At 71.2% G+C, this 12,806-nt stretch carries 9 protein-coding genes; 3 read left to right on the top strand and 6 right to left on the bottom strand.

The genetic code is table 11. The features are described from left to right. Window positions 1–42 precede the first annotated feature (42 nt). Window positions 43–1,488: an acetamidase/formamidase family protein gene (locus tag BM419_RS02330; RefSeq protein WP_020091809.1), complete on the top strand. Its 1,446-nt coding sequence runs from the start codon at window positions 43–45 to the stop codon at window positions 1,486–1,488. A 12-nt stretch (window positions 1,489–1,500) separates the two neighbouring features. Here BM419_RS02330 and BM419_RS02325 read toward each other — a convergent pair whose 3' ends face one another. From BM419_RS02325 to BM419_RS02305, 5 genes are all read right to left on the bottom strand, one after another. Then, entirely contained in the window at window positions 1,501–4,017 is a 2,517-nt protein-coding gene (locus BM419_RS02325) for a methyl-accepting chemotaxis protein (RefSeq protein ID WP_091924751.1), read from the bottom strand. Window positions 4,018–4,418: 401 nt separating this feature from the next. Then, the gene (gene ppx, locus BM419_RS02320) at window positions 4,419–5,972 is read right to left on the bottom strand and encodes an exopolyphosphatase (protein WP_020091807.1); all 1,554 of its coding nucleotides are present in this window, start codon (window positions 5,970–5,972) and stop codon (window positions 4,419–4,421) included. Window positions 5,973–6,053: 81 nt separating this feature from the next. Then, on the bottom strand, window positions 6,054–8,441 hold the full coding sequence (locus BM419_RS02315) for an RNA degradosome polyphosphate kinase (protein ID WP_091924748.1): 2,388 nt from the start codon (window positions 8,439–8,441) through the stop codon (window positions 6,054–6,056). A 98-nt stretch (window positions 8,442–8,539) separates the two neighbouring features. Then, window positions 8,540–9,250: a P-loop NTPase family protein gene (locus BM419_RS02310; protein WP_020091805.1), complete on the bottom strand. Its 711-nt coding sequence runs from the start codon at window positions 9,248–9,250 to the stop codon at window positions 8,540–8,542. 13 nt (window positions 9,251–9,263) lie between these two features. After that, window positions 9,264–10,388, bottom strand: a complete 1,125-nt coding sequence (locus BM419_RS02305; protein WP_091924745.1) for an AI-2E family transporter — start codon at window positions 10,386–10,388, stop codon at window positions 9,264–9,266. A 143-nt stretch (window positions 10,389–10,531) separates the two neighbouring features. On the opposite strand from BM419_RS02305, the gene purM reads away from it, so the two are divergent. Together purM and purN are read left to right on the top strand one after the other, a co-directional pair. Beyond that, complete coding sequence (gene purM / locus BM419_RS02300; protein WP_091924743.1) at window positions 10,532–11,611, top strand: phosphoribosylformylglycinamidine cyclo-ligase; 1,080 nt, start codon at window positions 10,532–10,534, stop codon at window positions 11,609–11,611. Beyond that, window positions 11,611–12,261, top strand: a complete 651-nt coding sequence (gene purN / locus BM419_RS02295; protein WP_091924739.1) for a phosphoribosylglycinamide formyltransferase — start codon at window positions 11,611–11,613, stop codon at window positions 12,259–12,261. The genes purM and purN overlap by 1 nt, the downstream gene beginning before the upstream one ends. Before the next feature lie 141 nt (window positions 12,262–12,402). Here the strand turns inward: purN and BM419_RS02290 are convergent, their stop codons facing one another. Then, complete coding sequence (locus BM419_RS02290; protein ID WP_020091801.1) at window positions 12,403–12,768, bottom strand: hypothetical protein; 366 nt, start codon at window positions 12,766–12,768, stop codon at window positions 12,403–12,405. Window positions 12,769–12,806: the final 38 nt, after the last annotated feature.

The raw sequence follows: 12,806 nt of genomic DNA, 5'->3' as shown, positions 1-12,806 counted from the left end.
CTTGCCCGCCCCGGGACCACGAAACCACCGGGAGACGACGCGATGTGCGCGGGCGACGATCCAACCTGCCACGCCTTCGAGGAGCACCGCCGCCGGTTCCGGCGGGATCTCGAGCCTGAGCGGCGCGCCTTCCTGAAGAGCGGCTTCGCGGCGACCGGCGCCGCGGCCGCGGCCCTCGCGGCCGGCGGTCCGTCGCTCGTGAGCCCGGCCCTGGCCCAGGCGAGCGGCGCCAAGATCGCCGCCACGGCGCATTACCACCTGCCGGCGAATGCCGAGACGGTCCACTGGGGCTTCTTCAGCCGCAGCCTCAAGCCCAAGGTCGAGATCGGCTCGGGCGACTTCGTCACGATCGAGACGCTCACCCACCAGGCGAGCGACGATGCCGAGCGCATGATCCAGGGCGATCCGGGCGCCGAGAGCGTCTATCTCTGGACCAAGGACAAGATGGGCGTCTCGCCCCGCGGAGCCGGCGCCATGGACGCCAAGGTCGGCCCCGGCGGTGGCCTCGGCGTGCACATCTGCACCGGCCCGGTGGCGATCCGCGGCGCCGAGCCCGGCGACGTCCTGGAGGTGCGCATCCTCGACGTCGCCCCCCGCCCCTGCGCCAATCCCAGGTACAAGGGACTGGCCTTCGGCAGCAACGCGGCGGCGTGGTGGGGCTACCACTACAACGACCTGATCACCGGCGATAAACCCCGGGAGGTCGTGACCATCTACGAGGTCGACGCCACCGGCGAGCGCGACTGGGCCCGGGCGGTCTACAGCTTCCGCTGGCCCGGCGTGACCGACCCGTTCGGCGTCTCCCACCCGACCATCGACTATCCCGGCCTGCCAGTGGACCACACGAAGACCCAGAAGACCTTCGAGGTCCTGAAGGGCATCCGCGTGCCGATCCGGCCGCATTTCGGCACGATGGGCGTCGCGCCCGCCGAGGCCGACCGGGTGAACACGATCCCGCCGAGCTACACCGGCGGCAACATCGACAACTGGCGGATCGGCAAGGGCGCGACCCTCTACTACCCGGTGGCGGTGCCGGGCGCCCTGTTCTCCGTGGGCGATCCCCACGCCAGCCAGGGCGATTCCGAACTGTGCGGCACCGCGATCGAGTGCTCGCTCACCGGCACCTTCCAGTTCATCCTGCACAAGAAGGCGGACCTGCCCGGCACGCCGCTGGAGGCGCTCGACTTCCCGATGATCGAGACCCGGGACGACTGGGTTCTGTCCGGCTTCAGCTACCCGAACTACCTGCGGGATCTCGGTCCGGACGCGCAGAGCGCGATCTTCCAGAAATCCTCGATCGACCTCGCCATGCGCGACGCCTTCCGGAAGATGCGCCAGTTCCTGATGCACGCGAAGGGCCTCACCGAGGACGAGGCGATCTCGCTGATGTCGGTGGCGGTCGATTTCGGGATCACGCAGGTCGTGGACGGCAACTGGGGCGTCCACGCCGTGGTCAAGAAGGCGATCTTCTCCGATCGCGTCGCCTGACGCCTGACCCGGTCACGCGGCCTTCGCGGCTCCGGTCATCGTCATGAGGCCGGCGATGACCCGGTAGGTCTCGGTCCAGGCTTCCCGCACCTCCGGCGTGAAGTCCGGGCCGAGCCCCTGCTCCAGGGTCCAGAGCAGTGCCGCCCCGACCGCCTCGAAATGCGCCTGCAGCGCGCCGTAGCCGACGTGCCGGTCCCCGAGATCGCGCACGGCGGCGACGAGGGCCTCCGGCTTGTCGAGGTTGGCCACCGCCAGTGCCAGCATGGCGACGAGTTTGCGCTTCTGCGCGGTCATGTCGTCCGGGAAGAGCGACCGGACCTGCGGCGCGATGTCGAACAGGCGTCCGTAGAACAGCTCTGCCGCGGTGTCGCCGAGCGCCTGCACCGTCGCGAAGCTGCGCTGCACGATCGCGACCTGGGCGGCGGAGACCGCGTAGGACACGCGAACGCTCGCCAGGAACCGTTCGACCTCGGCGGTCAGACGGTCCGACTGGTCCGACAGGGCGGAGGCCGCCGCGAGAACCTGGCTCGCGGCCAGGCCGGTGCCCTCCGCCGCCTGCGCGACGCCGGTCATGGTCGTGGTGACCTCGCCTGTGCCGGTGGCCGCCTGCCCGACGTTGCGGACGATCTCCTGGGTCGCCGCACCCTGTTCCTCGACGGCCGCCGCGATCGTGGTCGCCGCCCCGTTGATCTCGCGGATCCGCGCGGTGATCGCCGCGATGGCCTCCACCGCCTGCCCGGTGGACGCCTGCACCTGCGCGATCTGACCGGAGATCTCGTCGGTGGCCTTGGCGGTCTGCGCGGCGAGGGCCTTCACCTCGGAAGCCACCACCGCGAAGCCGCGGCCGGCTGCGCCCGCGCGGGCCGCCTCGATGGTGGCGTTGAGCGCCAGCAGGTTGGTCTGCTCGGCGATCGACGAGATCAGCCCCACGACGGCACCGATCTGGTCCACGGCGCTGCTCAGGTCCTGAACGCGCGCGGCGGTCCGGTCGGCCTCGGCCGCGGCCCTCTGCGCGAGATCCGCCGATCCGTCGGCCTGCCGCCCGATCTCCTGGACGGAGGTGCCGAGCTCCTCCGCGGCCGCCGCCACGGTGTTGACTTTGCTCGAGGCCCGCTCGGCGGCGGCCGCGACCGCCGTCGACTGCCCGGCCGTCTGGGTGGCCGTCGCGGTCATCGTCTGCGCCGTGACCTGCAGGGCGTTGGCCGAGGACGCGACCGAGCCGATCATGCCTCCGACGGCCTCCTCGAACCGTTGCGCCATCTGGCGCAGGCTGTCCCGGCGCTGGTCGTCGGCGTCCAGCCGCGCCCGCTCGGCCCCGGCCTCGAGGTCGCGCGTGCGGATCAGATTGTCCCGGAAGGCCTGCACGGCCACCATGATCGGCGCGAACTCGTTCCGGTACGCTCGCACCGGGACGGCGACGGCGGTGTCGCCCCCCGTCAGCGCGCGCATCGCGGTGGCGATGATCCGGAGGGGGCGCAGCACGCCCCCGAACAGAGCCATGAGGCCCAGCCCGACGAGCAGCAGGACGGCCAGCAGCGCCGCGGCACTGTGCAGGAGAACGCCGTCCGCCTCCGCGGCGAGGCTCTCGGCCCGCGCCACCATCTCGGCGAGGGCGGCATTGGCGAGATCGACGATCGTCATCTGCTCGACGCTGTTTCGCTTTCGGAGGTCTTGGAACGCGATGGGGGACGCGCGATGCTGGCTCAGGGCGTCGAAGATCGCGCGCGCCGCCTCCGCCGCCTCGCCCTCGAAATTGCTGCGCTTGGCCTTCTCGAACGCGGACCGCACGGCGTCCGAGCTCTGGGCGGCGGCCTCGCTGGTGCTCGACCACGCCGACTGGACCCGCGCCCGCTCCTCGGCCGCCGCCACGGTCTCGGGCAGCGACCACGACGTTCCCGCCGCCAGCGAGGTCTGCACGCGCAGGGCGACGTTCCCGATCGCGACACGGGTCGCCCAGGCGGACCGCTTGAGGACGAGGTAGTGCTGCAGGATGGCGTCGGAGCGCGGAATAGCCGAATCCACGGCGTCCGTGGTCGCCGTCAGCGCGTCGAGAAGTTCCTGAAAGGCCGTCAGCACGGCGGGCAGCAGCGCCGGGTCCCGCTTCGGCTTCGGTACGCGCAGGGCTTCATCGATCCGGGGGCGGAGCAGGTTCACGGCGTCCTGAGCCGCGTTGAGCCTCGCCATCGTCGCCGTCACGGAGGGCAGATCCCGGTTCCGCAGCAGGTCCTGAACGCTCGCGAAGCCCGCGACCATCGCATCCCGGTTCGTCGCGTAGGCCTTCAGGCTCTCCGGGTCGGCGGACGCATCCCCGCCCAGGGCGAGCGCTGCCCCCCGCTCGAGGCGTGTCGGCAGGATCGTCCCGAGCAGCTGGCGACTCGCGCGGGTCAGCGTGACCGCGTCCCGGGCCTGTCGCGCCTGAAGACGCGCGTCGAGCAGAGCATTCCCCGCGTAAGCCAGTAACATCATCGCCATTGCGAGTATCGTCGTGCACATGACGACTCGAATCGAGACGTAGCCAAGCCATCTCATCGCGTGAACATTCCGATGTGCGAGTGGGATCTGCGTGTTGCTCGCATCATAGGGCGAACGGCGCGCGCGTTCACGCTGCCGCTCGGCAGTGTTCGACAGTCTATCGTGCCGACATATTTTGCGGGCGGCGCGCTTTATTCCGGATTCAGAGGAGAATCGACATCAACCAATAAAAAAGTTGGCTTGGTGAATTAAGCCGACGTTACCGCGGCGATCTCGGTCGGCAGGCGCACGCTCACCGTTCCGGCGGCGTGCGGTGAGCGCCGGTGCGACGGTCATGAGGCCGCCCTCGGCCTCGGCCCGCGTGAGCTCTCCCGCGCGACGGGCCCGGGCCATCGTGCGAGACCGGACCGCGGCGACGAGCGAGGCCCTGCCCGGGTTCGGCGCCCGCGCCGCGCGGATCAGGGCGCGTCGTCCGCGAGCTCGACCCGCCCGTCCAGGCCGATGATGCGCCCGAGGCCGCGGACGCGGTTCAGCAGGCGGTCCCCGTTCAGGGCCTCCCAGTCCCGCGGCAGGCGCAGCACCACCCGTCCCTCCTCGACGGTGAGCGGCGCCCGTCCGAGGGCGCCGTCCATGCCGGCCGAGATCGGGAAGGCGATCCGGAGCAGGGCGCCCAGGAGGCGGGCGCGCTCGAACAGGCGCGGGCCGGCCACGCTCCGGAGCATCGGGTTCGCCTTCTCGGGGGCCAGGCCGGTGTGCCTCAGGGACACCGCCAGGGCGAGATAGGCCCGGCCCGGATGATCCACGCCGACGAACGCGGCATTCTGGATCACCGCGATGCTCTGCTCACCGCGGTAATCCGGATGCGCCCGCCAGCCGACGTCGGACAGCAGGCAGCCGGCGTGCCGCAGACGGCGCTCGTCGGTGGTCTCGTGGCCGTCCAGGGTCGCGACGAACCGGTCCGTCCAGGTAATCAGCTCCTCGCCGTGGCGGGGCGAGCGCGCGCGCAGAACGTTGAATTCCGACGCCGAGGCCAGCAGCGGATCGATCAGACGGGTGTCCCGGTCGAGCTGCTCGAACAGCAGACCCTCGCGCACGCCCGATGCCGAGATCGCCACCTCGCGGGGGCGCCCGACCCGGATGATCTCCTCGAGGACGACGGCGCCGTAGGCGAGGAGCGGGCGCCGCGCCTCGGAGATCGCGTCGACGTCCTGCAGCAGCGCCACGTCGGTCTGCTCGACGACCTGCAGGAAGCTGAGTTCGTCGGTGGGCTCCACCGTGTAGCCGTGCATCACGTGGACGGGGTAGCCGCGGGCCGCCTGATGGAGCCGCGCGATGGCCCGCCACGTGCCGCCGACCGCGTAGAAGGTCCGCCCGCGCAGGGTCTCGAGCTGCGGGGCGGCCTTGCGCATGTACTCGCGGACGATCTTGGCGGCCTTCTTGACCGAGCCGCCGGACAGGTCCTGCAGGGCGAGGCCGCCGAGGGGCATGGTCACCCCCTGTCCGACGACCGCCCCGCGGACGTCCACGAGTTCGAGCGAGCCGCCGCCCATGTCGCCCACGACGCCGTTCGGCGCGTGGAATCCCGAGACCACGCCGAGGGCCGACAGCTCGGCCTCGCGCCGTCCGGAGAGGAGCTGGATCTCCTGGCCACAGGCCGCCTCGGCGGCGCGGAGAAAGTCGGGACCGTTCTCGGCGTCCCGCGCCGCCGCCGTGGCGAGGACGTAGACCTGCCTGACGCGCATCGTCTGGCACAGCACCCGGAACCGCGCCAGGGCGGCGAGTGCGCGCGTCACCGCCTCCTCGTTCAGGCGGCCGGTCGTCAGGACGTTGCGGCCCAGGCCGCAGAGCACCTTCTCATTGTAGAGCGGCGTCGGCGCCCGGGTCAGTCCGTCGTACGCGACGAGGCGGACCGAGTTGGAGCCGATGTCGATAATCGCCACAGGATGGCGCGCGGTGCTGTCGATCGCCTCCGCGTCGTGCGCGAGGGTGAGGTTGGCAAGAGGGCTGCCCAAACGTCCGAGTCCTTCATCAGCCCGGCGCGCCGCCGGCGCGCCGTGCGGGAGGTTTAGCCCAGCGACGCCGCGCAGCGAAACTCAGCTGCGTTGGGCGCGGCGGCTCAGCGCCCGCGGGCTCGACTTCTTCGAGGCCTTGCCGCGCCCAGAGAGGCTGGGATTGGTCATGAAATACTTGTGGGCGTTGAACGGCTCCTCGCCCTCGGCGGGCTGGATCCGCTCGCAGCCGCCCGAGGCGAGGAGCCGCCAGCTCTGGCGGTTGTCGAGCAGGTTGGCCAGCATGATCTGGTCGAGCACCTGCTGATGCACCGTCGGGTTGGTGATCGGCAGCAGCGCCTCGACGCGGCGGTCGAGGTTCCGGCTCATCAGGTCGGCGGAGGAGATGTAGACCGTCGCCTTGGGGTGCGGCAGCCCGACGCCGTTGCCGAAGGCGTAGATTCGTCCGTGCTCTAGGAAACGACCGACGATCGACTTCACCCGGATCGTCTCCGACAGTCCGGGGATGCCCGGGCGCAGGCAGCAGATGCCGCGGACCACGCAGTCGATCTGAACCCCGGCCGCCGAGGCGTCGTAGAGCGCATCGATGATCTGGCTGTCGACCAGGGAGTTGCACTTGATCCAGATCGCGGCCGGATGCCCGGCCTTCGCGTGGGCGACCTCCGCCTCGATGTGCTCCAGGAGGCGGTTCTTCAGGGTCAGCGGCGAGACCGCCATGCGCTCCAGCTCGGCCGGCTCGGCGTAGCCGGTGATGAAGTTGAAGATCCGCGACACGTCCCGCGCGATCGCGGGATCGGCTGTGAAGAACGACAGGTCCGTGTAGATGCGCGCGGTGATCGGGTGGTAGTTGCCGGTGCCGACGTGGCAGTAGGTGACGAGCCTGTCGCCCTCCCGCCGGACCACCAGCGACAGCTTGGCGTGGGTCTTCAGCTCGACGAAGCCGAACACCACCTGCGCGCCGGCCTTCTCGAGGTTGCGCGCCCAGCGGATGTTGGCCTCCTCGTCGAAGCGCGCCTTCAGCTCCACGAGGGCGGTGACGGACTTGCCGAGTTCCGCGGCCTCGGCGAGGGCCGCCACGATCGGCGAGTTGGACGAGGTCCGGTAGAGCGTCTGCTTGATCGCGACCACGTTCGGGTCACGGGCGGCCTGCGCGAGGAACTGCACCACCGAATCGAAGGATTCGTACGGGTGGTGGACGATGAAGTCCTTCTGCCGGATCGCCGCGAAGACGTCGCCGCCACTCTCGCGGATGCGCTCCGGGAAGCGGGGATTGTAGGGCTTGAACTTCAGGTCGGGACGGTCGATCCCGACGACCTGGGACAGCTCGTTCAGGGCCAGCATGCCTTCCACGAGGAAGATCGCGTCCGCGGCGATCTCCAGCTCGTCGGCGACGAAGCTGCGCAGATCCTCCGACATGCCCGCCTCGACCTCGAGACGGATCACGACGCCGCGCCGCCGCTGCTTCAGCGCCGTCTCGAAATGCAGGACGAGGTCCTCCGCCTCCTCCTCGATCTCCAGGTCAGAATCGCGGACCACGCGGAACGCGCCGCTGCCCTTGACGAGGTAACCCGGGAAGAGCCGCCCGGTGAACATCCCGATCACCTGCTCGATGGTGATCAGACGGGCGGAAGTCTCGCTGTCGCTCACCGGCAGGCGCACGAAGCGGTCGATGACGCCCGGCAGCCGGATCAGGGCGCGCAGCAGCCGGCCGTCCTTCGGCCGCACCAGCATCAGCGCGATGGTGGTGCCGAGATTCGGGATGAACGGGAACGGGTGGGCCGGATCGATCGCCAGCGGCGTCAGGACCGGGAAGACGTGGTTGAGGAAGTACTCCTCCAGCCACGCCGCCTGCTCGGCCGTGAGGGCCGCGGGCTCGACGATGTCGATGTCGCTCGTGTGCAGCTCCGTGCGCAGTTCCCGCCAGCGGGCCTGCTGGTCGGCGGCGAGGCGCGACACCTCGGCGCCGATCCGGACGAGTTGCTCGGACGGCGACAGGCCGTCCTGCGACGGGACCGTGATCCCCGCCCGGACCTGATCGATGAGGCCGGCGACGCGGACCATGAAGAATTCGTCGAGGTTGTTGGCCGAGATCGACAGGAAGCGGAGGCGCTCCAAGAGCGGGTGGTTGGGGTTCGACGCCTCTTCCAGCACCCGCCGGTTGAACTGCAGCCAGGACAGCTCGCGGTTCACGTACCGCTCCGGTGAGTGGCGCAGGGTTCGCCCGGCTTCCACCACCGGCTCGCGAGCCGCGCCGACCGGCGGCTCCGCGGGAGTCGCGGCCGCCGAGGCCGGCCACTCGTCGTTGGCGTCCGGAATGGCTTCCGCCGGAGCCGCCGCCCCCGCGACCGGATCGGCCTGCAGGCGCTTGGGCGCGACCGCCCGCCGCGTCGCCGGATTGGCCGTCGCGCGCCGACGGGGCTCGGGCGCCTCATCGGCGGCGTCGCGGTCCACGGGCTTCTGCGTCGATTCCATCCCGGATCCCTGTCTCTGCTCCTCGCGGCGGCGGAGCGTGTATCACCCTAGACCGGCGGCCTTCACGACAGTTTCGTGACGGCCACTGCATTCCTCCTTCAGGCGTTCGGGTCCGGCTCGTCCTCCAGCCCCATGCGGCGCAGGACGGCCAGCGCGAGCGGCCGGCTGATGCGGCGGCCGCGCCCGAGGGCGTCGCGGTCGAGCTCGGCGACGACGTCGCGGGCTCGGCCCAGCGACCGGTCGATCCGCAGGGCCAGCGCCTCGATGACGCCGAGATCGACCACCAGCTGCCGGTCCACGAACAGCTTGACCAGGACGGCACGCAGGAGCGCGTCGTCCGGCGCCTCGATGGCGATGCGCGGCGCGAGGCGAAGCCGCGAGCGCAGATCAGGCGTCGTGAGGCCGAGGGCGTCGATACCCGTGGCGCTGGTCAGCAGAACCGGGCAGCCTCGCTCGCGGGCGCGGTTGAGCAGGTGGAACAGCGCCGCCTCGTCGCGCCGCTCCGCCCGGTCGATGTCCTCTACGACCAGCGCCCCGTTGGAGACGAGGTGCTGGACCGCGTCGGCACCCAGCTCGGCGGCCGGGAGGGTCCAGGCGTGGGCCCGCTCGGCCCAGATCGCCGCGAGGTGGCTCTTGCCGCTGCCGGAGGGGCCGGTGAGGACCAAGACGCTGTCGGGCCAGTCCGGCCACGCCTCGATCAGCGCGTAGGCGGCCTCGTTGGCCGGTCCGACGAGGAAATCCTCGCGCCCGTAGCGGGGGTCGAGCGGCAGGTCGAAGGCCAGCTGCCGGGGTGGGGCGTTCTCGCGCATAGGCCGCTCAGGATCATCCCGCGCCCGCGGAGGTCAAGGCCGAAGCGTCCTTGCCCTCGTGCTCGATCAGGATCGGCTGCCCGGCGTGGTAGAGGCGGCTCTCCAGGTAGCGGGCCAGGGCGAAGCGGACCAGCACGCCGATCGAGGCCGCGATCGGGACGGCGAGCAGCAGCCCGACGAAGCCGAACAGCGTCCCGAAGGCGAGCAGGGCGAACATCAACCAGACCGGGTGCAGCCCAGTGGAATCGCCGACGAGCTTCGGCGAGATGACGTTGCCCTCCAGGAACTGGCCGACGAGGAAGACGGCGACGGTCAGGCCAAGATGCAGCCAGTCTCCGGAGGGCCAGAACTGGACGAGCGCGACGCCCACGGAGAGCATGAAGCCGGTGAGCGTGCCGACGTAGGGGATGAAGGTCAGGAACCCGGCGATCAGGCCGATCAGCACGCCGAAGTTGAGGCCGACCAGCCAGAGGCCGACGGCGTAGAAGCTGCCCAGGATGAGGCAGACCAGGGTCTGGCCGCGGACGTAGCCGGTGACCGCTCCGTCGATCTGGCGCGCCAGCTCCCGCACCGTCGCACGGTGCCGGGGCGGCACCCAGCCGTCGATGGCGGCGACCATCCGGTCCCAGTCGACGAGGATGTAGAAGGCGACGACCGGCGTCACGACCAGCAGAGAGGCGATCGAGATCAGCGCCTGGCTGCCCGACCAGAGCGATTTCAGGAAGGCCAGGAGCCACGTGCCGGCCTGGGTGGCGAGCGTGCCCACCGAGGATTGCAGCTCGTTGAGGACGTTCGCGCCGCCGACGCGCTCGAGCAGGGTCCCGGACCGCTCGGCAATGATCGCCTGGAGCCGCGACACCATCCCGGGCAGCGCGTTGACGAGCGCCACGACCTGGTTGGCCGTGAGCGGGATCAGGATCAGCAGCGTCACGACGAGGACGACGACGAACAGCGCCAGGATCAGCAGGCTGGCCGCCAGACGCCCGAGGCCGAGCCGCTCCAGCCGGTCTGCCAGGGGGTCGAGGAGGTAGGCCAGCGTGATGCCGGCCACGAACGGCAGCATCACCTCCCTCAGAAGATAGACGACCAATCCCAGGGCCACGACAGCGGCCAGCCCGATCACAGCCCGTGCGCGCACGATGACGCTCCCCCCAGCAGCACACCACGCCAGCGGGCAGAGTGGGTATGCGGAGCGCGCCGATCAAGGCGCCGCCGACACGACTCGCGCGGCGCGCGGGAAGCCGCTAGAGCGGGGCCAGTATTCAGCGAGGTGGCGCGGGCATGACGGCCAAGGATGGCAACGAGCCGAAGACGGGGCTGACCTACGCGGCGGCGGGCGTCGATATCGATGCCGGCAACGCCATGGTCGAGACGATCAAGCCGCTGGTGCGCTCGACCCGGCGCCCGGGCGCCGACGCCGAGATCGGCGGGTTCGGCGGCCTGTTCGACCTGAAGGCCGCGGGCTTCCGCGACCCGATCCTGGTCGCGGCCAACGACGGCGTCGGCACCAAGGTGAAGATCGCCATCGAGACCGGCCGCCACGACACGATCGGCATCGACCTCGTGGCGATGTGCGTGAACGACATCATCGTCCAGGGCGCCGAGCCGCTGTTCTTCCTCGACTACTACGCGACCGGTAAGCTGGTCCCCGGCGTCGGCGCCGACATCGTGCGCGGCATCGCCGAGGGCTGCCGGCAGGCCGGCTGCGCGCTGATCGGCGGCGAGACCGCGGAGATGCCAGGCCTCTACGACGGGTCCGACTACGACCTCGCGGGCTTCTCCGTTGGTGCCGCCGAGCGCGGCGCCCTGCTGCCGCGGCCCGGCATCCGGCCCGGCGACGTCGTGCTCGGCCTCCCCTCCTCCGGCGTCCATTCCAACGGCTTCTCGCTGGTCCGCCGGATCGTCGCGAAGACGGGTCTCCGCTGGGACGCGCCGGCCCCGTTCGCCCCGGGCCGCAGCCTCGGCGAGGCGCTGCTGGAGCCGACCCGGATCTACGTGAAGCCGCTGCTCGCGGCGCTGGGCGCCACCGACGGGATCCGGGCGCTCGCCCACATCACGGGCGGCGGCTTCCCCGACAACCTTCCCCGGGTCCTGCCGGACGATGTCGGCATCGCCGTCGACCTCGATGCCGTGACCCCGCCGCCGGTCTTCGGCTGGCTCGCCCGCGAGGGCGGCGTCGCCGAAGCCGAGATGCTGCGGACCTTCAACTGCGGGATCGGCATGGTGGTGATCGCCGCCGCCGACGCGGTCGACGACGTCGACGAGGCCCTGACCCGGGCCGGCGAGACCCCGGTCCGCCTCGGACGGATCACGGCGCGCCGCCCCGAGCCGGTGACCTTCAGCGGCCGCCTCGCCCTGTGATGGCGTCCGCCCGCAAGACCCGCGTCGCGATCCTCATCTCGGGGCGCGGCTCGAACATGCTGGCGCTGCTGGAGGCCGCGAAGGATCCCGCCTTCCCGGCCGAGATCGTGCTGGTCCTGTCGAACCGCCCGGAGGCCGCCGGCCTCGCCCGGGCGGCCGAGGCGGGCATCCCGACGCAGGCCATCGATCACCGGGCCTTCGCCGATCGGGCCGGTTTCGACGCCGCCCTCGACGCGGCGCTGCGCGCGGCGGAGGTCGACCTCGTTTGCCTCGCGGGCTTCATGCGGATCCTGACGACCGACTTCGTGGCGTCCTGGGCCGGCCGGATGCTCAACATCCACCCGTCGCTCCTGCCGCTGTTCAAGGGCACCCACACGCACCGGCAGGCGCTGGACGCGGGCGTGCGCCTGCACGGCTGCACGGTCCACTTCGTCGTGCCGGAACTCGACGCCGGACCGATCGTCGCCCAGGCCGCGGTCCCGGTCCGCCAGGACGACGATCCCGACAGCCTCGCCGACCGCGTGATCGTGCAGGAGCGGCGGCTCTACCCCGCGGTGCTCGCCCTGGTGGCGGGCGGCCGCGCCCGTCTGGACGGCGATCGCGTCGTGATCGACGAGAGGGCGCCGGACGGCGCTCTGTTCAGCCTCTAGGCGGCGGTAGCACGGGCGCTTCCGTCCGCGCGAGCGGGGCGCCGCGATCCGGCCGCGCCACGCTCGCCATGTTCCGCCCCCGGGGCTGCTCCGCCGACGAAGACGGTGCGCGAACCCGGAGGCCTTCGAAGCGCTGGGCGCTCAGACCGGGCGCTGGAGCTTGCAGCTGTCCAGGGCCGAGAGCGCCTTGGCGCGGGCGGTGTCGTTGAAGTAGCCGGTGGTCCGGTAGGCCTCGATCTCGGAGGCGTCGAGGCTGCGCAGCGTCTGCCGCGCGTAGCAGCCGCAGGGGCGCTCCAGGGAGGCCTCGCTGGCGCTGGTCATGCGGGCCTGGACGACCGTGCAGGCGTGGCGCACGCGGCCCTCGAGGTTGGTCTTGCTGGCGGTCTTGAGAGCGGGGTCCGGCTCGTACTGCTGGAACGGGGCCGAGGATCCGCCCGCGAGGGCGGCGGTCGCGCCGAGGGCGAACAGGCCGGTCGCGATCAGCAGGGGCAGGCGGCGCATCGTCATGGTCGGGGTCGTCCGGGGGCTGAGATTGGCTAAGCTCG

Source organism: Methylobacterium sp. yr668, from assembly GCF_900116245.1.
Lineage (GTDB): Bacteria > Pseudomonadota > Alphaproteobacteria > Rhizobiales > Beijerinckiaceae > Methylobacterium.
Note: the sequence above shows the minus strand (reverse complement) of the source record. Positions and strands in the feature narration are given on the sequence as shown.

Coding starts and splice junctions, on each gene's coding strand:
- BM419_RS02325 (WP_091924751.1), bottom strand. CDS start 4,017: ATGAGATGGCTTGGCTACGTCTCGATTCGAGTCGTCATGTGCACGACG.
- BM419_RS02315 (WP_091924748.1), bottom strand. CDS start 8,441: ATGGAATCGACGCAGAAGCCCGTGGACCGCGACGCCGCCGATGAGGCG.
- BM419_RS02330 (WP_020091809.1), top strand. CDS start 43: ATGTGCGCGGGCGACGATCCAACCTGCCACGCCTTCGAGGAGCACCGC.
- purN (WP_091924739.1), top strand. CDS start 11,611: ATGGCGTCCGCCCGCAAGACCCGCGTCGCGATCCTCATCTCGGGGCGC.
- BM419_RS02310 (WP_020091805.1), bottom strand. CDS start 9,250: ATGCGCGAGAACGCCCCACCCCGGCAGCTGGCCTTCGACCTGCCGCTC.
- purM (WP_091924743.1), top strand. CDS start 10,532: ATGACGGCCAAGGATGGCAACGAGCCGAAGACGGGGCTGACCTACGCG.
- BM419_RS02290 (WP_020091801.1), bottom strand. CDS start 12,768: ATGACGATGCGCCGCCTGCCCCTGCTGATCGCGACCGGCCTGTTCGCC.